At 60.0% G+C, this 26888-nt stretch carries 24 protein-coding genes; 12 read left to right on the forward strand and 12 right to left on the reverse strand.

All coding sequences use genetic code 11. The features are described from left to right. A partial coding sequence (gene gspE / locus Q8R10_RS14205; protein WP_305654495.1) for a type II secretion system ATPase GspE occupies positions 1 to 1413 on the reverse strand: 1413 nt, incomplete at its 3' end. A gap of 182 nt (positions 1414 to 1595) precedes the next feature. Continuing rightward, positions 1596 to 2495 carry a LysR family transcriptional regulator gene (locus tag Q8R10_RS14210; RefSeq protein ID WP_305654496.1) on the reverse strand — a complete coding sequence of 300 codons (900 nt, stop codon included), beginning with the start codon at positions 2493 to 2495 and terminating at the stop codon, positions 1596 to 1598. Between the two features lie 94 nt (positions 2496 to 2589). Between Q8R10_RS14210 and Q8R10_RS14215 the strand changes: the two genes are divergently transcribed. From Q8R10_RS14215 to Q8R10_RS14250, 8 genes are all read left to right on the forward strand, one after another. Continuing rightward, on the forward strand, positions 2590 to 3831 hold the full coding sequence (locus tag Q8R10_RS14215) for a 3-hydroxyacyl-CoA dehydrogenase (protein ID WP_305654497.1): 1242 nt from the start codon (positions 2590 to 2592) through the stop codon (positions 3829 to 3831). Next, entirely contained in the window at positions 3828 to 5618 is a 1791-nt protein-coding gene (locus Q8R10_RS14220) for an acyl-CoA dehydrogenase C-terminal domain-containing protein (RefSeq protein WP_305654498.1), read from the forward strand. The genes Q8R10_RS14215 and Q8R10_RS14220 overlap by 4 nt, the downstream gene beginning before the upstream one ends. Before the next feature lie 55 nt (positions 5619 to 5673). Further along, positions 5674 to 6837, forward strand: coding sequence for an iron-containing alcohol dehydrogenase (locus Q8R10_RS14225; RefSeq protein WP_305654499.1), 1164 nt, complete (start codon positions 5674 to 5676; stop codon positions 6835 to 6837). 14 nt (positions 6838 to 6851) lie between these two features. Beyond that, positions 6852 to 7289 (forward strand): thioesterase family protein, encoded by a 438-nt coding sequence (locus Q8R10_RS14230; RefSeq protein ID WP_305654500.1) that lies wholly within the window; start codon positions 6852 to 6854, stop codon positions 7287 to 7289. Positions 7290 to 7622: 333 nt separating this feature from the next. Continuing rightward, positions 7623 to 8768 (forward strand): ABC transporter substrate-binding protein, encoded by a 1146-nt coding sequence (locus Q8R10_RS14235; protein WP_305654501.1) that lies wholly within the window; start codon positions 7623 to 7625, stop codon positions 8766 to 8768. Positions 8769 to 9235: 467 nt separating this feature from the next. Next, positions 9236 to 10357 (forward strand): Re/Si-specific NAD(P)(+) transhydrogenase subunit alpha, encoded by a 1122-nt coding sequence (locus tag Q8R10_RS14240; RefSeq protein ID WP_305654502.1) that lies wholly within the window; start codon positions 9236 to 9238, stop codon positions 10355 to 10357. Positions 10358 to 10371: 14 nt separating this feature from the next. Then, positions 10372 to 10707: an NAD(P) transhydrogenase subunit alpha gene (locus Q8R10_RS14245; protein WP_305654503.1), complete on the forward strand. Its 336-nt coding sequence runs from the start codon at positions 10372 to 10374 to the stop codon at positions 10705 to 10707. Between the two features lies 1 nt (position 10708). Next, on the forward strand, positions 10709 to 12169 hold the full coding sequence (locus tag Q8R10_RS14250; RefSeq protein WP_305654504.1) for an NAD(P)(+) transhydrogenase (Re/Si-specific) subunit beta: 1461 nt from the start codon (positions 10709 to 10711) through the stop codon (positions 12167 to 12169). A 59-nt stretch (positions 12170 to 12228) separates the two neighbouring features. Here the strand turns inward: Q8R10_RS14250 and Q8R10_RS14255 are convergent, their stop codons facing one another. Genes Q8R10_RS14255 through Q8R10_RS14300 form a run of 10 tightly spaced genes read right to left on the reverse strand, consistent with a single transcriptional unit; the run spans position 12229 to position 22569 of the window. Then, the gene (locus Q8R10_RS14255) at positions 12229 to 13344 is read right to left on the reverse strand and encodes a glycosyltransferase family 4 protein (protein WP_305654505.1); all 1116 of its coding nucleotides are present in this window, start codon (positions 13342 to 13344) and stop codon (positions 12229 to 12231) included. Continuing rightward, a complete protein-coding gene (locus Q8R10_RS14260; protein WP_305654506.1) occupies positions 13344 to 14474 on the reverse strand; it encodes a glycosyltransferase family 1 protein in 1131 nt (376 codons plus the stop codon). Before Q8R10_RS14260 ends, Q8R10_RS14255 begins: the two co-directional genes overlap by 1 nt. Next, positions 14458 to 15834, reverse strand: a complete 1377-nt coding sequence (locus Q8R10_RS14265) for a glycosyltransferase family 1 protein (RefSeq protein ID WP_305654507.1) — start codon at positions 15832 to 15834, stop codon at positions 14458 to 14460. The genes Q8R10_RS14260 and Q8R10_RS14265 overlap by 17 nt, the downstream gene beginning before the upstream one ends. 17 nt (positions 15835 to 15851) lie before the next feature. Beyond that, positions 15852 to 17093: an ABC transporter ATP-binding protein gene (locus Q8R10_RS14270; protein WP_305654508.1), complete on the reverse strand. Its 1242-nt coding sequence runs from the start codon at positions 17091 to 17093 to the stop codon at positions 15852 to 15854. Next, the gene (locus Q8R10_RS14275; protein ID WP_305654509.1) at positions 17093 to 17890 is read right to left on the reverse strand and encodes an ABC transporter permease; all 798 of its coding nucleotides are present in this window, start codon (positions 17888 to 17890) and stop codon (positions 17093 to 17095) included. Before Q8R10_RS14275 ends, Q8R10_RS14270 begins: the two co-directional genes overlap by 1 nt. Continuing rightward, positions 17890 to 19329 (reverse strand): mannose-1-phosphate guanylyltransferase/mannose-6-phosphate isomerase, encoded by a 1440-nt coding sequence (locus Q8R10_RS14280; protein WP_305654510.1) that lies wholly within the window; start codon positions 19327 to 19329, stop codon positions 17890 to 17892. Before Q8R10_RS14280 ends, Q8R10_RS14275 begins: the two co-directional genes overlap by 1 nt. Before the next feature lie 7 nt (positions 19330 to 19336). After that, positions 19337 to 20308, reverse strand: a complete 972-nt coding sequence (gene gmd, locus Q8R10_RS14285; RefSeq protein WP_305654511.1) for a GDP-mannose 4,6-dehydratase — start codon at positions 20306 to 20308, stop codon at positions 19337 to 19339. Then, the gene (locus Q8R10_RS14290) at positions 20301 to 21218 is read right to left on the reverse strand and encodes a GDP-mannose 4,6-dehydratase (RefSeq protein ID WP_305654512.1); all 918 of its coding nucleotides are present in this window, start codon (positions 21216 to 21218) and stop codon (positions 20301 to 20303) included. The genes gmd and Q8R10_RS14290 overlap by 8 nt, the downstream gene beginning before the upstream one ends. Positions 21219 to 21232: 14 nt before the next feature. Then, entirely contained in the window at positions 21233 to 21685 is a 453-nt protein-coding gene (locus Q8R10_RS14295; RefSeq protein WP_305654513.1) for a divergent PAP2 family protein, read from the reverse strand. Continuing rightward, on the reverse strand, positions 21682 to 22569 hold the full coding sequence (locus Q8R10_RS14300; RefSeq protein WP_371133343.1) for a decaprenyl-phosphate phosphoribosyltransferase: 888 nt from the start codon (positions 22567 to 22569) through the stop codon (positions 21682 to 21684). The genes Q8R10_RS14295 and Q8R10_RS14300 overlap by 4 nt, the downstream gene beginning before the upstream one ends. 33 nt (positions 22570 to 22602) lie before the next feature. Here Q8R10_RS14300 and Q8R10_RS14305 point away from each other — a divergent pair, with 33 nt between their 5' ends. Genes Q8R10_RS14305 through Q8R10_RS14320 form a run of 4 tightly spaced genes read left to right on the forward strand, consistent with a single transcriptional unit; the run spans position 22603 to position 26795 of the window. Beyond that, positions 22603 to 23013 carry a GtrA family protein gene (locus tag Q8R10_RS14305; protein WP_305654515.1) on the forward strand — a complete coding sequence of 137 codons (411 nt, stop codon included), beginning with the start codon at positions 22603 to 22605 and terminating at the stop codon, positions 23011 to 23013. Next, on the forward strand, positions 23007 to 24308 hold the full coding sequence (locus Q8R10_RS14310; RefSeq protein WP_305654516.1) for an FAD-binding oxidoreductase: 1302 nt from the start codon (positions 23007 to 23009) through the stop codon (positions 24306 to 24308). The genes Q8R10_RS14305 and Q8R10_RS14310 overlap by 7 nt, the downstream gene beginning before the upstream one ends. 4 nt (positions 24309 to 24312) lie before the next feature. Then, the gene (locus tag Q8R10_RS14315; protein WP_305654517.1) at positions 24313 to 25050 is read left to right on the forward strand and encodes an SDR family oxidoreductase; all 738 of its coding nucleotides are present in this window, start codon (positions 24313 to 24315) and stop codon (positions 25048 to 25050) included. Positions 25051 to 25082: 32 nt separating this feature from the next. Continuing rightward, positions 25083 to 26795 carry a hypothetical protein gene (locus Q8R10_RS14320; protein ID WP_305654518.1) on the forward strand — a complete coding sequence of 571 codons (1713 nt, stop codon included), beginning with the start codon at positions 25083 to 25085 and terminating at the stop codon, positions 26793 to 26795. Positions 26796 to 26888 lie beyond the last annotated feature (93 nt).

Consider the following 26888-nt stretch of genomic DNA (forward strand, 5'->3'; position numbering starts at 1 on the left):
GCGCATGCCGTCGTCGCGAATGCTTGGGCCAAAACGGCGCGCATGCTTGGTCATCTCCTGCTCGCTGGCGCCGTTGTGCACCAGGGTGCGCAGGGCGTCGTCGAACATCACCAGTTCATAGATGCCGGTACGGCCGCGATAACCCAGCTGCCGGCACTCGCTGCAGCCCACCGCGCGATGCAGGGTCGGTGGTGTGGCCGGGTCGCCGCCCACCAGCGCGCACTCGGCGGCATCGGCTTGATAGGGTTGTTTGCAGCTCGGGCAGAGCACCCGCACCAAACGCTGGGCCAACACGCCGAGCAGGGATGAGGACAGTAAAAACGGCTCGATGCCCATGTCCACCAGCCGGGTCACGGCGCCGATGGCGGTATTGGTGTGCAGGGTCGAGAGCACCAAGTGGCCGGTCAGCGAGGCCTGCACGGCGATCTCGGCGGTCTCCTTGTCGCGGATTTCGCCGATCATCACCACGTCCGGGTCTTGCCGCAAGATGGCGCGCAGGCCACGGGCGAAAGTCATCTCGACCTTGGAGTTGACCTGGGTCTGGCCGATGCCTTCGAGGTGGTATTCGATCGGGTCTTCGACGGTGAGGATATTGCGCGTGCCATCATTCAGGCTGACCAAGCTGGCATACAGGGTGGTGGTTTTACCCGAGCCGGTCGGGCCGGTGACCAGGATGATGCCGTGGGGTTTCTTCACCGCCTCGGTCATCAGGCTGCGGTCGCGCTCGCTCATGCCCAGGTGTTGCAGGGTCAGGCGGCCGGCTTGTTTGTCGAGCAAACGCATCACCACCCGCTCACCGTTGGCCGAGGGCAGGGTCGACACGCGGATATCCACCTCGCGACCACCGACCCGCAGCGACATGCGCCCGTCTTGCGGCACGCGCTTCTCGGCGATATCCAGCTTGGCCATCACCTTGATCCGCGACACCAGCAAGGCCGCCAATTCGCGCTTGGGCTGGACCATCTCACGCAGAATGCCGTCGATGCGAAAACGTATCACCAAGCGCTTCTCGAAGGTCTCGACGTGGATGTCGGAGGCGTTCTCTTTGATCGCTTCACCGAGGATGGCGTTGATCAGCCGGATGATCGGCGCGTCGTCTTCTTGCTCCAGCAGGTCTTCGGTTTCCTGGATCTGCTCGGCCAGGCTGGCCAGGTCCATGTCCGAACCCAAGTCCTCGACCATCTGCATGGCGGCGGAGGAGTCGTGCTGGTAAGCATCGCTCAGCGCCTGCTCGAAGGCCGGCACCGCCAGCCAGGTCAGCGGCAGCACGGCGCCGACGAAGCGCTGAGCTTCCTGCACCGCATTCAAACTGGCACCCACCCGCGCCTGCAGGCACTGGCCGTCCAGCAACACGCCATGGCGCTTGGCAAAGGTAAACGGCAGACGCCGCAGTGGCACGGTAGGGTTATGCATGTTGTTGTATGCCCAAAACAAAACCAGTTACGGATGGCCACGCTTCTGTGAACGCAGAGCGCTATAAAACGCAGTTCGGCATGACGGTCAATCGCTTTGGCGGATTTTTTGTGAATCGGTGCGGGCCAGCACAAGCGCTAAATGCGGATTTTGCCGCCGTGCGGCGCATCACTCAGCCACCATCAGCCCTGACCTATGGCCTGAATCTGCTCGATCAGCCACTGCAGCGGCGCATCGCGCTCGCGCAGGGCCAGGCTGACGATGTCCAGGTGAAAGGGCTCCAGCTGAAATGGCAGCTCAAACAGTTGCAGCGGCAACAAGCCGGCGAAGTAGCGCGCCAGTTGGGTCGGTAGCACCACCGCCAGGTCGGTGCTGGCGGCGATGTGCGCAGCCTGCAGGTAGTTGGGGGTGGTGTAGACGATCTGCCGCGCCAGGCCTTGCTCCGTCAGCCACTGATCGACCATGCCGCGCGTTTGGCCGCCGTGGACCCAGAGGTGGCGCAGGCTCAGAAAGGTTTCCAGATCGGGCGCCCGCTGCAGCAGCGGGTGGTCGCGGCGGGCCACCACCTGCAGAGTTTCGCTCAGCCAGCGGCGGCGCACAAAGCGCTCCGGCACCTCCTCGAAACGCCCCAGGGCCAGGTCCAGCTCACCCTGATCGAGCGCCGCCATTGGCAGACTCGGGGTCAGGTGCTGGATGGCGATCTGCATCTGCGGCGCGCTCAGGGTCAGTTGCTGCAACAGGCGCGGCATGCAGATCAACTCGACGAAGTCGGTCAGCGCAATGCGCAAGCGCTGGCGGCTGCTGGCCGGATCGAAGGGCTGGCCCTGGCTGAGGCTCTGTTCGATCTGCTGCAGCGCCGCCCGCAGCGGCCCTTCCAGTTCGAGGGCGCGCGGGGTGGCTTGCATGCTGCGCCCAACGCGCACCAGCAACGGATCGTCGAGCAGTTCGCGCAGCCGCCGTAAGGCATTGCTTACCGCCGGCTGACTGAGGGCCAGGCGCTCGGCGGCGCGCGAGACATTGCGTTCGCGTAGCAAGGCGTCGAGCACCCGCAACAGGTTGAGATCGAAACTCAAGATATTCATTGGTCAAATACCAACTATCACAAGACTAAATTTCTCAAATAGTAGCGACTTGCCTAGGCTGGTGGGCGTTTTCATTTATCCCCGGGGTCAGCCGATGAGCAGCAGCGTATTGAGCATTCAGCAGGTCGCCGTGATCGGCGCCGGCACCATGGGCCGTGGCATCGTCATGAGCCTGGCCAACGCCGGCATTCCGGTGCTGTGGCTGGACAACAACCCGCAGATGCTCGAACAGGCGCTGGCAGCGATTGCCGAGACTTGGGCCAAGAGCGTCAGCCAGGGCCGCCTCGAGCCGCAGCAGGCCGCCGCGCGCCTTGCCTGTGTGCAGGCAGTGGACGGCTATGGGGCGCTGGCCGGGGCCGATCTGGTGATCGAGGCGGTGTACGAGAACCTCGAACTCAAACAGCAGATTTTCCGCAGCCTGGATGCCCTGCTCAAGCCGACGGCGATCCTGGCCAGCAACACCTCGGCGCTGGATATCGATGCAATTGCCGCCGTCACCGGCCGGCCGGAACAGGTGCTGGGCCTGCATTTCTTCAGCCCGGCGCACATCATGAAATTGCTGGAAATCGTCCGTGGCGCCCAGACCGCGCCGGCGGTGCTCGAGGCCATGTTGGCGCTCGGCCAGCGAATCGGCAAAGCCTGCGTGGTGGCCGGTAACTGCCACGGCTTTATCGGCAACCGCATGCTGCATACCTATGTGCGCGAGGCGCGCATGTTGCTGCTCGAAGGCGCCTATCCGCATCAGGTGGACGCCGCGCTGCAAGGCTTCGGTTTTGCCATGGGGCCGTTTCGCATGTACGACGTGGTCGGTATCGATCTGGAATGGCGGGCCCGTGAACTGGCCGGTATTGGCCAGGACGATCCGGCGGTGCAGGTGGATAACCGCCTGTGTGAACTGGGCCGCTGCGGCCAGAAGTCCGGCCAAGGCTATTACCGCTACGCCGCAGGCAGCCGCCAGGCCGAGCAGGACCCAGAAGTCGATGCGCTGGTGCTGCAGGTCTCCGAGCAGCTGGGCTTCAACCGCCGCAACATCGGCCAGGAAGAAATCCTCGAGCGTTGTCTGCTGGCGCTGGTCAATGAAGGGGCGAAGATTCTTCAGGAAGGCATCGCCGATAACAGCCAGGACATCGATCTGGTCTACCTCAACGGCTACGGCTTCCCGGTAGATAAGGGCGGGCCGATGAGCTGGGCCGACAGCCAGGGAGCGGCCGATTTGCTGGCCCGCCTGCGCGCGCTGCAGGAGCAGTTTGGTGAGCATTGGCAACCGGCCAAGTTGATCGAACAACTGGCGGCCAGCGGCCAGACTTTTGCCAGCGTTAAAGGTGGCCGGGCATGAGTTATCACGCCCCGCTGCGCGATATGCGTTTCGTCCTGCATGAGCTGTTCGATATCAGCGGCCATTGCCAGCAGCTGGGTAACGGCCTCGATCGCGAACTGATCGATGGCGTGCTGGAAGAGGCCGCGCGCTATGCCGGCGAGGTGGTGGCGCCGCTTAATCGCCACAGTGATGAACAGGGCTGCAGCCTTAACGCTGGTGCAGTGATCACCCCGGACGGTTTCCCGGCGGCCTATCAACAGTTCGTCGACAACGGCTGGGCGAGCATGACTGGGCCCGTCGAGTTCGGTGGCCAAGGCTTGCCACAACTGCTGGCGTGCAATTTTCACGAGATGCTGATGGGCGCCAGTCTGTCGTTTCGGGTCTATTCCGGGCTGACCGAAGGCGCGGTGCTGGCGCTGCATAAACACGGCAGCGCAGAACTCAAACAGGCCTATCTGGCCAAGATGGTCAGCGGCCAATGGACCGGCACCATGTGCCTGACCGAACCCCAGGCCGGCACCGATTTGGCCTTGCTGCGCACCCGCGCCGAACCCCAGGCGGACGGCAGTTACCAGATCAGCGGCAGCAAGATTTTTATCAGCGGCGGCGAGCAGGACCTGACCGAGAACATCATCCATCTGGTGCTGGCGCGCCTGCCGGATGCGCCGGCCGGGGTGAAGGGCATCAGCCTGTTGCTGGTGCCGAAATTTATCGCCAACCCCGACGGCTCGCTGGGGGCGCGCAATGCCCTGAGCTGTGGCGCCATCGAACACAAGATGGGTATCAAGGGCGCCTCCACCTGCGTGATGAACTTCGACGGCGCCACTGGCTGGCTGATCGGCGAGGCCAATCAGGGCCTGGCGGGCATGTTCACCATGATGAACGACGCGCGTTTTCAGGTTGGCTTGCAGGGCTTGGGTATCGGCGAAGCGGCCTTTCAGGGCGCCTTGCGTTATGCCCGTGAGCGTCTGCAATCGCGCGCCTTGAGCGGTGCGGCTGAGCCGCAAAAAGCCGCCGACCCAATCATCAATCACCCAGACGTGCGGCGCATGCTGCTGACCCAGAAGACTCTGGTGGAAGGTTCACGCATGCTCGCCGCCTACTGCGCGCGCCAGCTCGACCTTGAGCATGGCGCAGCGGATGCGCCGGTGCGTAAGGCCGCCGGTACGCGCGCGGCGCTGCTGATCCCGATCATCAAAGCCTTCTTCACCGACATGGGCCAGGAAGTCGCCAGCCTCGGCGTGCAGGTTTATGGCGGCCACGGCTTTATCCGCGAATGGGGCATGGAGCAGCTGATGCGCGACAGTCGCATCACCCAGCTGTACGAAGGCACCAACGGCATCCAGGCGCTCGACTATATCCGCCGCAAGCTGCTCGGCGATGGTGGTAGCGAGCTGTCGGCGCTGCAGGCCGAGTTCAGCCAGTTGTGCGATCAGCAGGCGCAGCGTCCGGTCTTGGCCGAGTTGGCACACGCGATGCGGGCGCGCCTGAGCGAATGGCGTGAGCTGAGCAGCGAGGTGATCGCCATGAGCCAGCGCGACGTGCAGGAAATCGGCGCCACCTCGGTAGACTTTTTGCAGTACTCGGCCTATGTGTTGCTGGCCGGTTGCTGGCTGCAGGCCGCCGCGCGTGCCCAGGATGCGCTGGAGGCGGGCAGCGGCGAGGCGGCGTTCTATCAGGCCAAGCTGCACAGCGCGACCTTCTACCTGCGCCGCGTGCTGCCACGGGCCAGCGGCCACCGCGAAGCCCTGCTCGGCGGCGCGGCCTGTTTGATGGCGCTGCCGGAAGCGCATTTCGCGTTTTGACCGGGCTTTAGCCGCAAGCTCTTGCGACACCCACACAACCAGCCGAGGAATCAGCATGCAGCCGTTCAGTTTTGCCACCACCGCGCAGATCCTTTGCGAAACCGGTTCTGTCCGGCGCCTGGGTGTCCTGTGCCGGGAGCGCGGCGCGCAATCGGTGCTGATCGTTACCGATCCGGGGATTACCCGACTGGGCATGCTCGACGGGTTGCTGCCGGGCTTTGCCGCCGAGGAGGTGGCGGTGCAGGTGTTCGATCAGGTGTTGGCCGATCCGCCGGAAGCGGTGGTCATGGCTGCAGTCGAACAGGCGCGGGGGATGCAGGCGCAGCTGGTGGTGGGTTTCGGCGGCGGCAGTTCGATGGATGTGGCCAAACTGGTGGCCTTACTGGCCCACCCGCTGTGCCTGCAAAAGCTCGCCGATATCTATGGCGTCGGCAATGCCAAAGGCCAGCGCTTGCCGCTGATTCAGGTGCCAACCACCGCCGGCACCGGCTCGGAAGTCACCCCGATTGCGATCATCACCACCGGCGCGACCAGCAAGATGGGGGTGGTCTCGCCGCTGTTGTTGCCGGACCTGGCCGTGCTGGACGCCGACCTGTGTCTCGGCCTGCCGCCCGCAGTCACCGCAGCTACCGGCATCGACGCCATGGTGCATGCCATCGAGGCCTACACCAGCAAGCTGAAGAAAAATCCGCTGTCCGACCTGCTCGCTCGTGAGGCTTTGCGCCTGCTGGCGGCCAACCTCGATGCCGCCGTGCACGACGGGCAGAACCGCGCCGCGCGCCAGGCCATGTTGCTCGGCTCGTGCCTGGCCGGTCAGGCGTTTGCCAATGCCCCGGTGGCGGCGGTGCATGCGCTGGCCTATCCGCTGGGCGGGCACGTGCATATCCCCCATGGCCTGAGCAACGCCCTGGTGCTGCCCCATGTGCTGCGCTTCAACGCTCCGGTCGCCGTCGGGCTGTATGCCGAGCTGGCGCCGCTGCTACTGGGTGAGCGTCTGCAGGCAGGCTCGGAGCAGAGCCTCTGCGAGCAATTTATCCAAGAGCTGAGCGAGCTGAATCAGCGTTGCGGGCTGCCCAGCCGTCTGCGCGATGCCGGGGTGCCCGCAGAGCTGCTGCCTCGCTTGGCTTGCGACGTCATGCAACAGCAGCGCCTGCTGGTGAATAACCCCCGTGAGGTCAGCGAGGCGGATGCCTTGGCGATCTATCAAGCCGCTTTTTGAATCAGGAAATCCTCATGAGCCAGCCCCAGCCCCAGCATCTGCGTAGCGACTACCGGCATTGCCAGCCGATCAGCACCCGCTGGCACGACAACGACCTCTATGGTCACGTCAACAACGTGGTCTATTACAGCTACTTCGACAGCGCGGTAAATACTTACCTGATTGAGGTCGGAGAGTTGGACATTCATGCCGGGCAAGTCATAGGTTTGGTGGTCAGTTCCAGCTGCGACTACTTCGCCTCCATCGCCTTCCCCGAGCGCATCGAAGTCGGCCTGCGGGTCGGCAAACTGGGCAACAGTTCAGTGCACTATGAGCTGGCGATTTTCAAGCTCGGCGAAACCGAGGCCTCTGCGGCCGGGCGCTTCGTGCATGTATTTGTCGACCGGCTCAGCAACCTCCCGGTGAGCATCCCCGCCAGCCTGCGCTGCGCCCTGACGCGACTGCTGCCTTGAACGCCTGAGGCGCTCAGACGGCCTGCAGCGCGGATTATCCCCCTGGTCTGGCGTTGCCGGGGCGGTGCCCAGTGACGCGCTAAACGCCACACCCCCGCCTAAAAATTGCAACCTGCGCAACGCATAACTGAGTCATAACCCTTACTGGCGAGCCAAAGGCGGGGGCGAAACAGATGCCGGTGGGCATGTTCGCCGCACGGCTATTTCGACGAGTCGCTGCGGGGTGACTATCCTGTGAACAGGTTCACGACTAAAACCGCGACCCCATCAGAGCCATTTACGCGCTGACTGCGCGCCGCAAAACGCCAAACGCCGAAGCCAAGGAGCCCGTTGATGACGTCCCGACCGCTGCTCCACCTGTTTATTAGCCTTATGCTCGGTCTGCTGCCCGGCTTGGCCGCCTGGGCCGAGAACGGGGTGAGCGCGGACGATATTCGTATTGGCATGGTCAATGCCCAAAGTGGCCCGGCAGCGGGCTTGGGCCTAGGCATGTACGCCGGCGCCGCGGCTTACTTTGCCCGAATCAACGCCGAGGGCGGGGTGAATGGCCGCAAAATCACCCTGATTCTCAAAGACGATGGCTATGAGCCGGCCCGCAGCGCCGCCCTGACCGAACAACTGATCAAGGTTGACCAGGTATTTGCCCTGCTCGGTTACGTCGGCACCCCCACCTCAAGAGCGGCGCTGCCAATTGCCGCGCAGGCCGAGGTGCCCTATTTGTTCCCGTTCACCGGCGCCGAGTTTCTGCGCACGCCGCTAAAGAAGTGGGCCTTCAACCTGCGCGCCTCCTACTTTGATGAAACCGAAGAGCTGGTTGAGCGCATCAACAAGGATCTTGGCAGCCAAAAAGTCGCCCTGCTGATGCAGGACGACTCATTCGGCGAGGCGGTCAAGAGCGGCCTCGCTGGGGCCTTGGACAAACGTGGCATGCGCATCCATGCCGAAGCACGGATCCAGCGTAATTCATTACAGGTTAACGGCGCGGTGGCGGCGCTGAAGCTCGCCACGCCAGATGCGATTGTGTTCGTCGGCACTTACCAGCAATTGGCCGCAGCAATCAAGCAGGCCAAAGCCAGCGGCGTTACGGCGCGTTTTTTTACGGTGTCTTTTATCGGTACCGAGAACTTCATTAGCGCCGCCGGCGCCGACGGCGATGGGGTCTATATCACCCAGGTCATGCCATCGCCACATGACCGTTCTCTGGCCGTTATTCGCGATTACCTGGCCGACATAAAACCAAGCGAGGTGGGCTATGCCTCGCTGGAGGGCTATATCGCGGCGATGGTTTTCGCCAAAGCCCTGGCCAACACCGGTGCGCAACCGACGCGGGCCGAGCTGGCTGACGCCCTGCAATACCTCAACACTGATCTAGGCGGCTTCAAAGTGGCGTTCTCGCCAAGCAATCATCAAGGCTCAGACGCGGTCTTTCTGACCCGCGTCCAGGCCGGTAAAGCGCTGCCCGTTAAGCGCATGCAATAAGCGCAGCAGCGCTCGACAGCACCGCTCGGCCGGCGAAGTAGTTGGTAATTTGCGGCGCTACACGCAGGCATAAGTAATCGCTTATGCATTTGATAAAAAACATTAATCTATTCTAATCCAGCAGCCTGACAATCAGGCCTGCAGCCCGTTCAGCCAAGTTCTTTCGACCTGATAAACGGTCATTCATGACACTCATTAACGACTGTCAAAAATACCCAACAGCCGCCCTGCAGCCCTAGTGCCAATTGACTTTGCCAAGACTTACCAGGTGCCGCCCAAGGCTTACCGATGTAGTCACCCGCAAGCACTGCTACAGAATGGGTTGATGGACTGGCCATTCGCCGGCAAAATGCCGCCCCCACCGGCATGCAGCCCTGCGCCGTGGGTTAGTTTGTGCTGATCAGCCACCCCAGCTTGCCAACGTAGTGAGCTGGTTTATCTAATCGATCACACGCAGGAGATTTCAAGTGCACATTGGTGTTCCTCTCGAAACCCATGCCGGCGAAACGCGCGTTGCCGCGACCCCGGAAACCATCAAGAAGCTGATTGCCCACGGCCATCAGGTGACTGTTCAATCCGGTGCCGGCGTTAGCGCCAGCTTGCCCGATCACGTCTATGAAGTGGTTGGCGCCGCCATTGGCGACGCCGCGACAGTGCTCGGTGCCGATCTGGTGCTGAAGGTGCTGGCCCCGAATGACGCTGAACTGGCGCAGATGAAGGCCGGCGCGGTGCTGGTTGGCATGCTCAACCCGTTCGACAGCGAAACCATCGCGCGCATGGCCGCCCGTGGCATTTGCGCCTTCGCCCTCGAAGCCGCGCCGCGCACCTCGCGCGCGCAGAGCCTCGACGTGCTGTCGTCGCAAGCCAATATCGCCGGCTACAAGGCCGTGCTGCTCGGCGCTCATCACTACCCGCGCTTTATGCCGATGCTGATGACCGCTGCCGGTACCGTTAAAGCCGCGCGCATCCTGATCCTGGGTGCCGGTGTGGCCGGTCTGCAAGCGATCGCCACGGCCAAGCGCCTGGGTGCCGTGATCGAAGCCTCGGACGTACGTCCGGCGGTGAAAGAGCAGATCGAATCGCTCGGCGCCAAGTTCGTTGATGTGCCGTTCGAGACTGACGAAGAGCGCGAATGCGCCGAAGGCGTTGGCGGTTATGCCCGGCCAATGCCGGCATCGTGGATGCAACGCCAGGCCGGTGCCGTGCACGAGAAGGCCAAATTGGCCGATATTGTTATTACGACAGCTCTCATCCCAGGCCGCAAGGCGCCGACGCTGCTGCACGCGGCCACGGTTGAAGAGATGAAACCCGGCTCGGTAATCATCGACCTGGCGGCCTCCCAAGGCGGCAACTGCCCGCTGACTGAACTCGACCAAGTAGTGGTTAAGCACGGCGTGACCATCGTTGGTTACGGTAACTTGGCGACCCTGGTGCCGGCCGACGCATCCGCGCTGTACGCCCGTAACTTGCTGGATTTCCTGAAGCTGGTGATCGACGGCGAAGGCAAGTTCCACGTCAACCTTGAAGACGACATCGTCGCCGCGTGCCTGATGTGCCGCGACGGCGCCGTCGTGCGCAGCAACGGTTAAGAGGAATTACGACAATGGAAGAAATGCTGATCTCCCACGGGGTCTACAACCTGATCATTTTCGTGCTGGCCATCTATGTTGGCTACCACGTGGTCTGGAACGTCACCCCTGCATTGCACACCCCACTGATGGCCGTGACCAACGCCATCTCGGCGATCGTCATCGTCGGCGCCATGTTGGCCGCCGCCCTGACCGTCACCCCATTGGGCCAAGTGATGGGCACGCTGGCGGTAACGCTGGCAGCAGTTAACGTCTTCGGTGGCTTTATGGTGACCCGACGGATGCTGGAAATGTTCAAGAAAAAGGCGCCAAAAACGCCGGTGCCTGCCACTAAGGGAGAGACCCACTGACATGAGCATGAATCTCGTCACCATCCTCTACCTGATCGCCTCGATCTGCTTTATCCAGGCCCTCAAAGGCTTGTCGCACCCGACCACCTCGCGGCGCGGCAACCTCTACGGCATGCTCGGCATGGCCTTGGCCGCCGGCACCACCATCGCCTTGATTCTGATGAAAATCGCCGAATTCAAGCAGCGCGGCGTCGATCTGAACCTGCTGCACGGCATGGGCTTCGTACTGGTTGGCTTGTTGGTCGGCGGCACTGCCGGCACTATCATGGCCAAGCGCGTCGAAATGACCAAGATGCCTGAGCTGGTGGCCTTCATGCACAGCATGATCGGTCTGGCTGCGGTATTTATCGCCATTGCCGCCGTGGTTGAGCCGCAATCGCTGGGTATCGTCGCCACCTTGGGCGATGCGATTCCAGCCGGTAACCGCCTGGAGTTGTTCCTCGGTGCGGCCATCGGCGCGATCACCTTCTCCGGTTCGGTGATTGCCTTCGGCAAACTGTCGGGCAAGTACAAGTTCCGCCTGTTCCAAGGCGCACCTGTGCAATTCAAGGGTCAGCACAAGCTCAACCTGGTGATCGGCCTGTCCGTCATCGGCCTGGGCCTGGTGTTCACCCTCACCGGCAACCTGCAAGCCTTCGCGCTGATGCTGGCGCTGGCGTTCGTGATTGGCGTGCTGATCATCATCCCAATCGGCGGCGCCGACATGCCGGTGGTGGTGTCGATGCTCAACAGCTACTCGGGCTGGGCGGCGGCCGGTATCGGCTTCTCGCTGAACAACTCGATGCTGATCATCGCTGGCTCCCTGGTGGGCTCAAGCGGCGCGATCCTCTCGTACATCATGTGCAAGGCGATGAACCGCTCGTTCTTCAACGTGATCCTCGGTGGTTTCGGTGGCGCGCCTGCTGCTGATGGCCCGGCCGGCGCCCAAGAAGCTCGCCCGGTGAAGTCCGGCTCTGCCGACGACGCCGCGTTCCTGCTGAGCAACGCCGACACCGTGATCATCGTTCCGGGCTACGGCCTGGCTGTGGCCCGCGCCCAGCACGCGCTGATGGAACTGGTAGAGAAGCTGACTCACCGTGGCGTGACCGTGAAGTACGCGATCCACCCGGTAGCCGGTCGTATGCCTGGCCACATGAACGTCTTGCTAGCCGAGGCCGAAGTGCCTTACGAGCAAGTGTTCGAGATGGACGACATCAACTCCGAGTTCAGCCAGGCTGACGTGGTGCTGGTACTGGGCGCCAACGACGTGGTCAACCCGGCCGCGAAGAACGATCCAAACTCGCCAATCGCCGGCATGCCGATCCTCGAGGCTTACAAAGCCAAGACCGTGATCGTCAACAAGCGCTCGATGGCCAGCGGCTACGCCGGCCTGGACAACGAGTTGTTCTACCTCGACAAGACCATGATGGTATTTGGCGACGCCAAAAAGGTAATCGAGGCACTGGTTAAAGCGGTCGATTAATCGCCTTTTCCAACCCGATAAAAAAACCGGCCTTGCGCCGGTTTTTTTATGCCTGCCGTTTACTGGCGGCCTAACAACTCCCGATACAGCTGCGCCATCTGCCGGCCCATCTGCTCGGAGGTGAACAGCTGCTCATAGCGCTGACTGGCCTTGCGGCCCATCTCCTGCGCTTGCGCGGGATTATCCCACAGCCTACGCATGGCCTCGCGAAAGGCAGCCGGATTACTCGGTGGCACCACCAACCCGGTTTCACCGTGAATATTGATATAGCTGGTGCCGGTACCTATCTCGCTGGAAATCATCGGCTTGCCGTACATGGCGCCTTCCAGCAAGGAAATGCCGAAGGCCTCGGAGCGCAAATGCGAAGGAAACAAAATCGCGCTGCAGAGTTGCAACAAGGCGACCTTGTCCTCCTCACCCAGGCGGCCGAGAAAGTGCACATTGCTTAATCCGAGCCTGGCCGCTTGCTCGCGCAACTCCTGCTCCAGCGGCCCCGCACCGACTATCACAATCGGGTAATTCGTCCCTTGCGCGGCCTCCAGCAGAATATGCAGGCCCTTGTAGTAACGCATCACCCCGACAAACAGAAAGAAGCGTCGACCGAAACGCTGCTCCCAGGCAGCCGCATAGGATTCACTGGGTACCGGATAACCGCTGCGATCCAGGCCGTAAGGGATCACCACGGTTTTATCCCGATAACGCGCCAGCACCGTGCTGGTCTCAAGATAATTGGGTGACGCGGCAACAATGCGATCGGCGCGACGCAGAAAAGCATGCATCAGCGGGCTGTAGAGCCGCATCAGGTTTTTTTGCCGGACGATATCCGAGTGATAGGTCACCACCACCGGTTTGTTCACCGCCGAGGCGAAGTGCACCATATCCATAAATGGCCACGGAAAGTGGTAATTGATGATGTCTGCCTGCGCGGCCAACTCGCGAAAACGCTTGAACACGCTGACGGAAAAACCGGTGGAGGCTATCTGTAAATCCAATTTTGCCCTGTGCACCTTGTGATCGGCGACCATCACCTCGCGCGGCTCAGGGTTGGCGCTGAGGGTCAGCACCTCGCTGTGCACGCCGTGGGCGGCACCGCTCTGGCAGAGCTGAAAGATGACTTGTTCGATACCACCGACGGATTCGGGCAGGTAGGTTTTGAAAAAATGTAAAACGCGCATCAGCCCTCCAGGACCTGTCGGTACACACTCGCGGTAATCGCCGCACAGCGTCCCCAGGAAAATTCTTGGGCGCGCAGCAAACCTGCATCGCGCCGGCGTTGCCATTCTGGCTGATCGTCAATTAAACGCTGGATGGCGTCGGCGCAGGCACGCTCGTCCTGCGGATCAATATAGGTTCCGGCGCCGCCTGCCACTTCCGGCAAGGCCGAGCTCGAGCTGAGGATCACCGGAGTGCCGCTGGCCATTGCCTCCAGCACCGGCAAGCCGAAGCCTTCATAGAGCGAAGGAAACAGCAGAAGCCGCGCCCCGGCCAGCAGCTCGGCGAGGCACGTATCACTCTGGTAACCCAGCAGCCGCACCTGCCCTGTAGCCAGTGCCCGCTGCAAGGGCGCCGCCAGCTGCTCCGGGCGCCAGCCCGGCATGCCGACTATGACCAGCGGATACTGCGCGCGCAGCGCCGCCGGCAACAGCTCATAGGCGCGCAAGGCTAACTGCAGGTTCTTGCGCGGTTCCAGGGTGCCGACGCACAGCAGATAACGACCAGGTTGCAAATCCAGAGCCTGCAGCGGCGCGGTCAACTGCGCAGGCGTGCGCGAGTGAAAACGCGCGGCGCAGCCTAATGGCGCGACCACCACCCGCTCGGTGGGCACTCCGTAATGGCGACAGACTTCCTCGCCGATAAACTGCGAGTCGACCAGAATTCGCCGTGCCCGCTCGACGCTACGGGCGGCATGTCGCTCGATCTCGAGCAGGCGATCGGCCGGCTGGGTTTCGGGGAAATGCACGTGAGTCAGGTCGTGCAGGGTCATCACCATCGGCCCGTCGAACTCAAACGGCCACAGGCTCGGGTCGTGATAGAGATCCGCTCCCACAACCCCTCTAGTGAAGCGCTGCTGCTCAATCAGCCGGCGCAAGGCATAGGCACTAGGGACGCAGCGCTTGATCAGCCCACTCACCCGCGAGTAGCCCGGCAACGAAGCGCTGGGCAACTCAGGCGAGTAATTCCAGCCGTTGAACAACGCCAGCTCAAACTCGGGATAAACCGCCAACGCCTGCACCAACTCGACCAGATACTGACCAATGCCGGTACGCGGCGCGCGCAGGATGCCGGCGTTAAGGGCGATCCGCATGGCTATGACTTACCTGTTGATTGTTGCGCAGGCCATTGAGGGTGCCGCTGATCAGCTGCTGACTGGCCTCACGCCAGCCGATCCACTGCCAATCAGTTACCGGCCGGGGAGCCGGGAAGCTACCCGTGGATTCGAACTGCAGCACCCGATCAGCCAAGCTCTGCGGATCAGCCAGATCGAAATAAGCCATAAACTCGCCGCCTATTTCGCGGAACACCGGAATGTCGCTGGCCATGGCCGGCAAGCCGCGCTGCATGGCCTCCACCAGCGGCAAGCCGAAGCCCTCGACATAAGACGGGAAGACCAGCGCACGGGCATTGGCGTAGGCGTATTCGAGGCCCTTGTCGTTGATCCGGTTAAACATAAACAAGCGCTTGCCCCACTGCGGGTGCTGCTTGATTCGCTCGACCAGCGCCTCGCACTTCCAGCCAATCTTACCGATGATGCACAGCCGGGCATTACTGCCCTGGGCCCATAGCCGCTCGAAAGCATCCAGCAGATAGGCGTGATTTTTACGCGGCTCTATGGTGCTGACCATCAGGTAGACCGGCGCCGGATCACGGAACATTCGCTGTAAGTCAGGATTGAGGCGTGCCTCATCGCGCAGCAGGTCCAGTTCCGAACCGAGGTGGAAGTGGCCGTGCCAGCGCTTGGCGGCGGCTACCGGACCCAGCCGGCGCTGCACTTCAGCATCAACCTGTTCGCTAATGGTTTTGGAGATGGCCATAAAGCCATCGGCGGTCTTGGCAATCCAGTCAAACCAACTGTCGAACACCTTTACTAGTCCCGCATCGCAGAACTGCGGATGGGTCAGCGGGATCAGGTCGTAGATCACCGAAACTATGCCCAGGCCCTGGCCCTTAAGCTTTTCCGCCAAGGGAAAGATATCGGCATGCCAGGACGAATCGAGTAACACCAACTGATCGCCCGGCTGGGCCTGCAGCGGTATCGCCCGCAGCGGTGCAGGTTGTGCATTGCGGTTCAGCCAGACCAGCCCGCGCAAGGGCAAACTGATTGCTAAGCTGACCAGCTTGCATGGCCAATAGAGCAGGCGCCGCGCGGTTGCTGAACGACCAAACGGCCACAACCGCTCCAACCGTGAGTGCCACCACCAGTAGCGATTGCGCACATGATCCAACTTAACGATTAGCGCCTGGCGCCGGGTGGCACTGCGGTCTACCGCCAAGGGAGCCAGACTCAAGACCCGATACAGCTGACCGCCATGCATCATCACCGGCACGCACTCGACCTCCGGCTGCTGAGCGCCAAGCTCGCGGATGATGTTGCGTACCACCCGCTGGATGCCCGAGTTGTCCTGCGGATGTTCGTAAACGTAGGTGCACTCAATCAAAAAACGCATGGAGCTCTCACACATATTTATACGCTGGCCGTCTGCTGCAAGCGCTTGATGCTTAAGTCAGCATCCAGCGAATTACAGCCAACGAAGTCGGGCTTTTTGATGTTGATCATATGAAACACCAAGGCAAAGTCGCGCCATTCGTAATTGGTGTCTAGGTGCGAGTCAAAGCGTGACAATGACAAGGCAATCGAATAATTACCTTTACCAATGTTAGCCGGAAAGGCAAAGCGATAGACAATGCGCTCGCCGGTCGACAGGTTTTCCAGTGCCTGATGCAGGCGATGGGTATTGATGCCGTAAATCGCCTGGCCCATGCGATCTTTGATCATGAAGCCGAGCACCAAGCGTGGAATGGCCTCCTTCACATCAACGGTAACCTCAAGCACCGCCTGACTGCCCACTTCGAGCACCTCGACCCGCTGCCCTTGGGCATTAAGTAAGGCAATATCAGCAAAGCCCGCTTCGCCAGTACCGGAAATAGTGCGCACCTTGCCGTTGTCCAGACGCTCCTGACGGACCGTCTGTTGTTCTTTTTCGGCAATCATCGCGCCATAGAAGTCCATCACCTCTTCGGGCGCACCCTCCAGCGCCAGTCGCCCCTTGGCCAAGAGGATCGCACGGTCACAGAGATTCTGAATCGCCTGACGATCATGGGAGACGATCAGCAAGGTGGTGCCGGCTTTACGAAACTCACGGATGCGATCAAAGCTCTTGTGCTGAAAATAGGCATCGCCCACCGACAGGGCTTCATCGACGATCAGCACGTCCGGGCGTCGTGCGGTCGCCACGCTAAACGCCAAGCGCATCTGCATGCCGCTGGAGTAAGTGCGCACCGGGTGATCCATATATTCGCCGATTTCGGCAAAGGCCTCGATCTCGGGCATCAGCGCCTGCAGCTCTTCCATGCTCAAGCCCAGCAACTGCCCGGCCATAAAGACATTCTGCCGACCACTGAAGTCCGGATGAAAGCCCATGCCCAGTTCGAGCAAGGCGGCGACCCGCCCCTGGGTCTGGATCTGCCCAGCACTGGGTTGGGTGGTGCCGGTAATCATCTTCAGCAGCGTACTTTTGCCCGCGCCGTTGATCCCGATAATCCCCAGCGCCTCGCCTGGATTGACCAGAAAAGACACATCCTGCAGCACCCATTGCAACTGATGGCGCGGCGCCGAGAAGGGGATCAGCCATTCCGCCAGCCGCGACCAGCGTGTGGGGTACTGCTTGTAAGCCTTGCCCAGTTGGGTAACTTGAATACTGCCCATCAGAGTTCATCCACCATTTCACCGGAGCGCTTGCGAAACAAGCGCATGGCCAGCAGGCAAAGCGCTACCGCCAGCAATGCGGTCGGCCAGAGCGACAACCAGTTCGGCCATTGGCCATAAACAAAAATGCCCTGATAAGCAGCGATCAACGGCACCATGGGATTGGCATTAATCAGCGGTTGAATACCCTCAGGCAGAATCGACAGTGGATACACCAAGGGCGTAAACCAAAACCAGAACTGCAGGAAAATCCCCATAAACTGGCCGACATCGCGAAAGAACACATTCAACACGCCGAGGATGATGCCCAAGCCAATGGAGAAGGCGATTTGGATCATTAGCACCGGTATCACCCCCAGTACCGCCCAGCCGGGAAAGTTCTGCGTCACCAGCAGAAAGCCGAGAAACAGCACGAAGATGATGGCGAAGTTCACCCCGGCATTCAGCACCACAATCAGCGGCAAACAGATGCGCGGGAAGCTCAACTTCTTGATCAGGTTGGCGTGCTCTAAAAACACCGACTGACTGCGGCCGATCACCTCGGAGAAAAAGCCCCAGGCCAGAATCCCCGAACACAGATAAATGCCATAGGCCAAGCTGTTATCGACGCCTGGCAGGCGGGCCTTCATCAGCTGCGAGAAGATTACCGTGTAGACGATAATCATCGACAGCGGGTTGAGCACCGTCCAAGCCGCGCCCAGTAACGAATTGCGGTAGCGGGTCTGAAACTCGCGCTGCACGCTGCCCAGCACAAAGCCGCGGTAATTCCACACCGCGCGGGCCATGCCAACCGCCATTACTGAACCCTGCCGTAGTGGTCTTCGAAACGGACGATATCGTCCTCACCTAGGTATTCGCCGCTCTGTACCTCGATCATCATCAGGTCGATGACGCCAGGATTTTCCAAGCGATGCTGGTGCCCAGCGGGGATAAAGGTCGATTCGTTGGTGTTGATCAGCCGTGGTTCACCGCCATTGATCACCTTGGCCATGCCCTGCACCACTATCCAGTGCTCACTGCGATGGTGATGCATCTGTAGCGACAGTGCAGCACCCGGCTTTACCACTATGCGTTTGATCTTAAAGCGTGACCCTTCTTCCAGTACGGTGTAAGAACCCCAAGGGCGTGACACGGTGCGATGCAGGCGGTAGGCCTGATGGTTTTCCAGCTTCAGCCGTTTGGCCACTTGGCCTACTTGCTGCGCACGGTCGGCATGGGCAACCAGGATCGCATCGGGCGTCTCAACCACGATCAGATCATCCACCCCAACGGTGGCAACCAAGCGACCCTCGCTCTGCACGTAGGTGTTGCGACTATCGATAAAGATTGCATCGCCTTGCGCACGATTTTGCTCGGCATCGGGTTCGACCAGATCACGTAGCGCTTTCCACGAACCTATGTCGCTCCAGTCAAATGCCGCAGGCACTACCGCCACCTGGGCCGAACGCTCCATCAGCGCATAGTCGATGGAAATATCCGGTAGGGCCGCAAAACTAGCCGCATGCAACTCCTGCATCTGCGCATTCGCACCCGCCGAGCGCGGACTCAGCGCCACACAGGTGCGCGCCAGCTCCAGCAACTCGGGCGCATGAGCTTGCAGCTCACTGATCAAGCTGCCGGCGGTAAAGCAGAACATTCCCGAGTTCCACAGGAAACGGCCGCTCTCGAGGTATTCTTGGGCTGTAGCCTGATTGGGCTTCTCCACGAAGCGCAACACGCGGCAGCCACCACGCTCATCCAACGCATCTCCGGCTTCGATATAACCGAAGCCAGTCTCAGGCGCCGTTGGGCGAATGCCGTAGGTGACCAAATAACCCTGGCGAGCCAAAGCCACAGCATGTTCGGTGGCTTGATTAAAGCCCGCTAGATCATGAATCAGATGATCGGCCGCCATCACCACCAGCACCGTATCTTCACCATGCTCGGCCGCCAAGGCCAAGGCCGTTACCGCGATTGCAGGGGCGGTATTACGGCCTTGTGGCTCGAGCAAGAAACGCGCGTGGTGACGAGTCAATTTGGCTTCAGCAAAATGATCGCGGCTTTCAAAGTAGTGCTCACGGTTAGTCACCGTGACTATCTCGCCGCCCGCCGATATCAGGCTGGCGGCGCGCAAGTAGGTTTTCAGCAGCAGTGACTGACCATCCGGCAAGCGCATAAAGGGCTTGGGGTGGTCTTCGCGCGATACCGGCCACAAACGCGTACCGGCACCGCCGGACAGAATCACAGGAATAATCATGGCCGCCTCATTCCTTGCCGACGCGACGTAGATCCGCCTCGACCATCCCCTCAATCAAACTGGCCAAACTGGTTTTCGGTTTCCAACCCAGTTTCAGTTCCGCTTTGGCTGGATTGCCCAGCAACACCTCGACCTCGGCCGGGCGGAAGAACTGCGGATCTATCACCACGTAATTTTCATAGCTCAAGCCAACATGTTCAAAGGCCAGCTTGCACATGTCGCGCACAGTAGTAGTTACACCAGTGGCGACCACGTAGTCATCGGCAACCTCTTGCTGCAGCATCAGCCACATGGCTTCCACGTAATCGCCGGCAAAGCCCCAGTCACGCTTGGCGTCGATATTGCCCAGGCGCAGCTCGCTTTGCTTGCCGAGCTTAATCCGCGCCACCGCATCGGTAACTTTACGGGTCACAAACTCGATGCCGCGCAGCGGCGATTCGTGGTTGAACAAAATGCCGCTGGAGGCGTGCAGGCCGAAGCTTTCACGGTAGTTAACGGTGATCCAGTGGCCATACAACTTGGCCACACCATAGGGGCTGCGCGGGTAGAACGGAGTGTTCTCGTCCTGCCGCTCGGCCTGGATCAAACCGAACATCTCGCTGGTCGAGGCCTGATAGAAACGGGTTTGCGGTGCGAACTGGCGAATCGCTTCGAGCAAGTGGGTGACGCCGATACCATCGACCACTGCAGTGGTGACCGGCTGATCCCAGGAGCTGCCAACAAAGCTCTGCGCGCCCAGGTTAAAGATTTCATCCGGCTTGGATTTGATTACCGCGCGCTGAACCGAGCAGGCATCGGCCAGATCGCCCTCGTGATAACGAATCTGCGCCTCAACGCCTAACTCACGCAAACGCCAGCGCGTATCGCTACTGCGTCTAGCCACCAGACCATGAACTTCATAGCCCTTTTCCAGCAACAGCTTGGCCAAATAGGCGCCGTCTTGGCCGGTTACGCCAGTAATCAATGCAGACTTAGACATGTTTAATTTCTCTTGCTGCCCAGTCAGAGAGCACGCTCTGCAGGGTTTCCGTGATTGATACGCTGGGTTTCCACCCAGTCTCTTTTTGTAGTTTTTTACTGCATCCCACTACCCGCCGCTGCTCAGACAAGCGCATACGGCTGGCATCTTGTACCAGTTCAACCTCAACTCCAGCCAAGTTCGCCATCTGCATGATCAGATCGCGAACCCGCCGCTCTACCCCCGAACAGACGTTGTAAATCTCGCCGTTTCGCCCCTGTTCCAGCAACGCTAAGTAGGCCTGCAGCACATCGCGGACATCGAGGAAATCGCGTGTCACATCAACATCACCGACCTCAAGCTGCGCCGGTTGTAAACCCTGCTGCACGCGAACCAGTTGACGGGCCATACTCGAAATAACGAACGCTTCGCCCTGCCCAGGACCAATATGGTTAAACGGGCGGGCGACTATGATCCGCCAAGGCTCGCTATAACTCCACTGTTGACACAACAACTCGGCGGCAACCTTACTCACGCCATAGGGATTACGCGGCCGTGGTGCCAGGCGCTCGCTGATCGGCAGATTAGCTTCCCCGACCTGGCCATAGACATCACCCGAACTAACATACAGAAAAGTCCCGCAAAACCCCCGGCGCTTGAGCGCCTGCAGCAAATTCAGGGTACCCAGCAGATTCACTTGCAGGGTGCGCTGCGGATCACGAAAGGCCTCAGGCACGAAGGTTTGCCCAGCCAAATGGATAACGGCATCCGGGCAATCATCCTGCAACCATGCATCCAGCGATGCGCAATCGAGCAAGTCATGCGGCTTAGATGCAAGCAGCCGCCAGGGCCCATCCGACTCGGTCGCCAGCAACGCCTGCAAGTGCCGGCCGACGAAGCCGTTCAGACCGGTAACCAGTAGTTTCTTCACGCTAAGCACTCCTCTTATCCTGCAGCCGCCAACAATCCATTGAGCAGATCGGCACCCCAGCGCCAAACCAGCCAAGCCGCAGCGCCGCCCACCAAAAGCCCGGCGAGTATTTCGCCACGACTATGGCCCATTCGTTCACGCAAGGTGCCTGCGGCGTCTGTAGCAGACAAGGCATTGATCGCCTGTGCATGCAAACCTACTTGCCGACGCAGACTGCTGGCATCCAGCAAGACGATAAAAGCCAGAGTAACCGCCACCCCAAAAGCCGGCTGAGCAATGCCTTCCTTGAGTCCAATCAGCACCACCATGCTGCAGACAATAGCGCTGTGATTACTTGGCATGCCGCCGTAGCCGATCAAATCAAAGGCCAAACGCTTAGCTCTCAAGCTATTGATGGCGAACTTGCTGCAGCCCGCCAGCAGCCAGGCAATCAAAGGCGTGAGCGCATAGGAATAATCGAGAGTCATAACGAATGTCCCGGCCAGATCGAAACGGCCGATACCACGCCCCAGATTGCCACCGTCAGCAGCAATTGCCAGTCGCTCAGCAAAGCATCGGTGGGTGACTCGCCAGCGTCTTTAGACTCGACAATAAACCAGTAACGGTACAGCCCATAAAGCACCAGCGGAATGGTCATCACCAGGGCCGGCCGCGCCGTCATCACAAACAAGCTGTAGAACAACAAGGCGCCAGTGGCAGCCATCTCGGCATAGCGATCAAGCAGCGCCGGGGTGTAGTGCTGCAAAACCTCGCGGCTTTCGCTGCCATTGCTGGCAAGCTCTTGACCGCGTTTGACTGCGGCCAGATACAGCGCCAAACACAGGGTGGTTACAAACATCCACGACGATACCGGCACCGACAGAGCCATGGCCCCGGCATACACGCGCAAGACAAAGCCAATGGCAATAGTGAAAATATCTATTACCGGCTGGTGCTTGAGCACGAAGGTGTAGGCCAGGTTAAGCAGCAAATAGCCCAGCACCACATAAAGCACCGCCGGCATCACGAACCAGGCCGCCAGCAGCATGATATAAAGAGCCAGCAACAAAGCCAGCGCCTGCGGCACTGAGACCAGACCGGAGGCTAAAGGTCGAGTCTGGGATTTTTTCGGATGACGACGATCACGCTCGATATCGCTCAGGTCATTAAGGATATAGGTGGCCGACGAGGCCACGCAGAAAATCAGTGCCGCCAGCGCCACCTTCTCGATCGATTCTAGATTGAGAAACTCGCCGGCAAAAATCAGCGGTGCGAACACAAAAGCATTTTTCACCCACTGGCGTGGGCGCATCAACGCTAACATCCCTCGAATTTGCGCTAGAGACGAGCGCGGCGCTACGGTAGCATGCATGCCATTTTACCTCGGCGGGGTTTGGGAAGGCTCATGAAACTGGCAGCTATCTACGCGCTTCTTGCCGTGATCGCGACAGCAACCAACATCGGCGCGCAAGCGGGCTTTCTGCTGGTTTACGCGGGCGCCTATGCTATCGCATTGTCGATTATGGTCGGTACAGGCATCGGCCTAATTGTTAAATACGGCCTCGATAAACGCTATATTTTCCGTTTTAAGGCCGAAAACGCGGCACATGATAGAAAAGTTTTTATCCTTTACGCCTCGACAGGGGTGCTAACCACTGCCGTTTTCTGGGGCTTCGAATTGTCCTTCCACACACTCTTTGGCACCGACCAGATGCGTTATCTCGGCGGTGTAATAGGTCTGGCCATTGGCTACGTAACCAAGTACGAGCTGGATAAGCGCTTTGTATTTCGCAGTCAGGCGCAGCCGGCATGCTGACTCATGGCTGGGGCCGCTACCCGCACCATAACGCGCAACTCATGCAACCGCAGACAGCGCAAGAAGCCGCACAGCTGCTGAACGAAGAGGCCCCCGTGCTTGGCCGCGGCATGGGCCGCAGCTATGGCGACAGCGCACTGGCCGATAAGCTGATCAGCACGCGTCAACTCAACCGCCTGCACAGCTTCGATGTGCAAAGCGGTTTACTGATGTGCGCGGCCGGCATCAGCCTAGGCGAATTGCTGGAAGTCTTTGTGCCGCGCGGTTGGTTTCTGCCTATCACCCCCGGCACCAAATTCGTCAGCGTCGGCGGGGCTATTGCCAGTGACGTGCATGGCAAGAACCATCATCTGCATGGCTGTTTTAGTCAGTGCGTGGAAAACATGGAACTGTTGCTGGCCGACGGTTCACAGGTCCAGTGTTCGCGCAGCGAACGGCCCGAACTGTTTCACGCCACCTGTGGCGGCATGGGCCTGACCGGACTGATTGTCGCAGCCACGCTGCGGCTGTTACGCATCGAAAGCGCCTATATCCAGCAGACCACCTTCAAGGCCGCCAACCTCGAAGAAGCGCTGCAGCTGTTTGAAACCCACAGCGCCAGCACCTATTCGGTGGCCTGGATCGACTGCCTGGCCAGTGGCGAGGCATTGGGCCGCTCACTGTTAATGGTGGGCGAGCATGCCCGCAACGGCCAACTGCTATTGCCCGCCAAACGAGCGCTGAGCGTGCCGCTGGACATGCCCGCCGCCCTACTCAACCGTTACTCAGTACAAGCCTTTAATGAGCTGTACTACCAACGCATCCGCAAGCCGGAGTCGAAGCAACGGGTATCTTTTGAGAGCTTCTTCTACCCGCTGGATAGCATCCAGCAGTGGAATCGCCTGTATGGCAAACAGGGCTTCGTGCAGTATCAATTTGTCATCCCCAAGGCGGCCGGCCTGCAAGGCATGCGTGCCATCCTTGAGCGCATCTCGGCCTCCCATCGCGGCTCCTTCCTGGCCGTGCTGAAAACCTTCGGCGCCGCCAATGACAACCTGCTGTCATTCCCCATGGAAGGCTACACCCTGGCGCTCGACTTCAAACTGGAGGCCGGCCTGCTGGAGTTATTGGACGAATTGGACAGCATGGTCTTGGCCCATGGTGGCCGCCTGTATCTGGCCAAAGATGCGCGCATGAGTGAGGCAACCTTTAAACAAAGCCAGCCCAACTGGCAGCAATTCCAAGAAATTCGCGCCCAATATGGCGCCCTCGGCAAATTCGCCTCCCTGCAATCGCGCCGGCTCGGCCTGGACTAATCCCATGCAAAAAATCCTGATTATCGGCGCCACCTCGGCGATTGCCGAAGCCTGCGCCAAACGTTTCGCCGCCCAAGGGCATAGCCTTTACCTACTGGCGCGCAATAGCTCGCGGCTAGAGAGCCTGGCGCAGGATCTGCGCGTGCGCGGCGCCACGGCCGTGCACTGCGCCGGCTTCGAGGCGAACGCGCTGGAGACTCATCAGGCGCTACTGGAACAGGTCAAAACCGAGCTGCATGGCCTGGACCGGGTGCTGATTGCCCACGGCACCCTCAGCGACCAACAGGCCTGCGAACAGAGCGTCGAGATGACCTTGCAGGAGTTGCACACCAACGCCCTCAGCGTCATTGCCCTGCTGACGCTGCTGGCCAACCACTTCGAGCAGCAACGGCATGGCTGCATTGCCGTGATCGGCTCGGTGGCCGGCGACCGCGGCCGACAATCCAACTACATCTATGGCACCGCCAAGGGCGCCTTGAGCATCTTCCTGCAGGGCTTGCGCAATCGCCTGCACAAAAGCGGCGTACAGGTGCTGACCATCAAACCCGGCTTCGTCGACACCCCGATGACCGCCGCCTTCCCCAAAGGCCCGCTGTGGGCCACACCGGAAAAAGTCGCCCTGGATATCGACAAGGCCCTCGATAAGAAGAAGGACGTGCTTTATACGCCGGGGTTTTGGATGCTGATCATGCTGATCATCAAAAACATTCCGGAAAGGCTCTTCAAACGGCTTTCGCTATAGGTCTCAGCCCACCACGAAGAGCAGACATTTACATGCTGAAGTACCTACCGACGACTAACAAAATCACTCACTCATTCGCCCCAAGAAAGCATCGCTGGCTTGGCTGGCTCCTCGCCTTCCTGATCGTGGCGGTGATAGCCGGACAGACAACGCACAATACCGGTAGCGACCCCCGCGGCACCCTACTGGTTAGTCAGGCCATAGCGCAGCATGGCACCGTGAAACTTGATGCCTACGGCAAGACGTTCCTCGATAGCTACGGATATGTCATTCACCAGAAAGGTGGGCACTTCTACAATTATTTCCCCTTGGGTACCGCCTTACTCAGTACACCATTCGTAGCCGTAGCCAATGTTATGGGCTTCGATATGATGAGGGATGAGCCTCTCATCCAGATGGCACTCGCCGCCCTGGCCGCACTGCTTATCACCTTCATACTCTACAAGACCGCCAGGCTCTACCTGCGCCAGACCGAGAGCTTGCTGTTGGCGGGGCTTTGCTGGTTCGGCAGCTCGCTCGCGAGCACGGTGGGAACCGCGCTATGGTCACATGACTTCGCCTTGGTCTTTTCCAGTGCCGCCATCTTTCTGGTGCTCCGCCACCGTCAGCCGGAGGCTTTACTCGCTCCGGCACTAATCGGGCTGAGCTTGTTTCTGGCCTATCTCTGCCGGCCGACCTTGGCGCTGCTGTCGCCCTTCTTGCTGCTGTATTACTTCCTCCAGGATAAAAAATCCGCAGTGCTCGCAGGCGTTACCCTGGGACTGTTGCTGCTTGGCTTTATGGGCTGGAGCCTGCACGAGTTCGCCCAGATTTTGCCGGACTACTACTTACCAAAGCGCTTGGAGGGCGGCGACTTTGAAACAGCGCTGTATGGCAACCTGCTCAGCCCGGCTCGCGGATTGTGGGTCTATTCGCCCTTCCTGCTGGTATCCATCCTCTTGACCATCGGGCTGGCACCACGAAACAAGAGCTTGGCAAAGCTGAGCCTGATCAGCCTTGCCTGGCCGCTTGCTCATCTATTGTCGGTCAGCCAGTTTCCTCACTGGTGGGCGGGCTGGTCGTTCGGCGCCCGCTTGCTGGTCGATGCCCTGCCCGGCCTCTTCGTGGGCCTTTTCAGTGGCTTGGCGGCGCTACGCCAGAGGAGAAACCTCGCATACGCCGCAGTGATAGTCAGTGGCCTGTTCGCCATTTATATCAATACTTACCAAGCCCTGTTCAACCCCTATGGCATGCAATGGAACGTCGAGCCCAACGTCGATCAATACCCTGAATATCTATTCGATTGGCGCTACCCTCAATTTCTCCATAGCAAAAGTCGCCACGAAGAACGACTGACTGAGTTCCGCAGCCATCAACTTCCGCCCTTCACCGGTCTCATCGATATTCCCTACGACTCTGCCCAAGCGGCCTTCGACAGCTTTTATGGCTTGGAAGCAGGTTTTCGCTGGAGTGAAGGACAGGACGCCAGCCTAAGCCTCATGCTAGGCGAGCAAAACCTAAGCGGCGAGGCCAACTTGCAGGCAGGTTTTCTGGGCAATCAGGCCCTGACTATCGCACTCAATGGCCAACAGCTTTACCAAGGTCGTTTTGATGGAGGGGAAAGAGAAATTCGCTTCAACTTTTCCCCGGAGTTGTTACACGCAGGCCGGAATACCTTCACCTTTCATCTGCCGGATGCACACAACCCTGCCAGCGAAGATCCTCGAGTATTGGCGATGGCCTTTCGCAAGCTTTCATTGAGATAACACTGACAAAGCGTGCGGGCGCAGTTTTAGTGATCAATGACATTAACGATATCAAAATAAAATCTGCGCACACCAATACAAAGTATTTTTAAG

The sequence above is a fragment of the Pseudomonas sp. genome (assembly GCF_030698175.1).
GTDB lineage: Bacteria > Pseudomonadota > Gammaproteobacteria > Pseudomonadales > Pseudomonadaceae > Aquipseudomonas.

Coding starts and splice junctions, on each gene's coding strand:
- Q8R10_RS14245 (WP_305654503.1), top strand. CDS start 10,372: ATGGAAGAAATGCTGATCTCCCACGGGGTCTACAACCTGATCATTTTC.
- Q8R10_RS14230 (WP_305654500.1), top strand. CDS start 6,852: ATGAGCCAGCCCCAGCCCCAGCATCTGCGTAGCGACTACCGGCATTGC.
- Q8R10_RS14255 (WP_305654505.1), bottom strand. CDS start 13,344: ATGCGCGTTTTACATTTTTTCAAAACCTACCTGCCCGAATCCGTCGGT.
- Q8R10_RS14315 (WP_305654517.1), top strand. CDS start 24,313: ATGCAAAAAATCCTGATTATCGGCGCCACCTCGGCGATTGCCGAAGCC.
- Q8R10_RS14300 (WP_371133343.1), bottom strand. CDS start 22,569: ATGCATGCTACCGTAGCGCCGCGCTCGTCTCTAGCGCAAATTCGAGGG.
- Q8R10_RS14320 (WP_305654518.1), top strand. CDS start 25,083: ATGCTGAAGTACCTACCGACGACTAACAAAATCACTCACTCATTCGCC.
- Q8R10_RS14250 (WP_305654504.1), top strand. CDS start 10,709: ATGAGCATGAATCTCGTCACCATCCTCTACCTGATCGCCTCGATCTGC.
- Q8R10_RS14225 (WP_305654499.1), top strand. CDS start 5,674: ATGCAGCCGTTCAGTTTTGCCACCACCGCGCAGATCCTTTGCGAAACC.
- Q8R10_RS14310 (WP_305654516.1), top strand. CDS start 23,007: ATGCTGACTCATGGCTGGGGCCGCTACCCGCACCATAACGCGCAACTC.
- Q8R10_RS14220 (WP_305654498.1), top strand. CDS start 3,828: ATGAGTTATCACGCCCCGCTGCGCGATATGCGTTTCGTCCTGCATGAG.
- Q8R10_RS14275 (WP_305654509.1), bottom strand. CDS start 17,890: ATGGCGGTTGGCATGGCCCGCGCGGTGTGGAATTACCGCGGCTTTGTG.
- Q8R10_RS14215 (WP_305654497.1), top strand. CDS start 2,590: ATGAGCAGCAGCGTATTGAGCATTCAGCAGGTCGCCGTGATCGGCGCC.
- Q8R10_RS14270 (WP_305654508.1), bottom strand. CDS start 17,093: ATGGGCAGTATTCAAGTTACCCAACTGGGCAAGGCTTACAAGCAGTAC.
- Q8R10_RS14260 (WP_305654506.1), bottom strand. CDS start 14,474: ATGCGGATCGCCCTTAACGCCGGCATCCTGCGCGCGCCGCGTACCGGC.
- Q8R10_RS14265 (WP_305654507.1), bottom strand. CDS start 15,834: ATGCGTTTTTTGATTGAGTGCACCTACGTTTACGAACATCCGCAGGAC.
- Q8R10_RS14295 (WP_305654513.1), bottom strand. CDS start 21,685: ATGACTCTCGATTATTCCTATGCGCTCACGCCTTTGATTGCCTGGCTG.
- gmd (WP_305654511.1), bottom strand. CDS start 20,308: ATGTCTAAGTCTGCATTGATTACTGGCGTAACCGGCCAAGACGGCGCC.
- Q8R10_RS14210 (WP_305654496.1), bottom strand. CDS start 2,495: ATGAATATCTTGAGTTTCGATCTCAACCTGTTGCGGGTGCTCGACGCC.
- Q8R10_RS14305 (WP_305654515.1), top strand. CDS start 22,603: ATGAAACTGGCAGCTATCTACGCGCTTCTTGCCGTGATCGCGACAGCA.
- Q8R10_RS14280 (WP_305654510.1), bottom strand. CDS start 19,329: ATGATTATTCCTGTGATTCTGTCCGGCGGTGCCGGTACGCGTTTGTGG.
- Q8R10_RS14235 (WP_305654501.1), top strand. CDS start 7,623: ATGACGTCCCGACCGCTGCTCCACCTGTTTATTAGCCTTATGCTCGGT.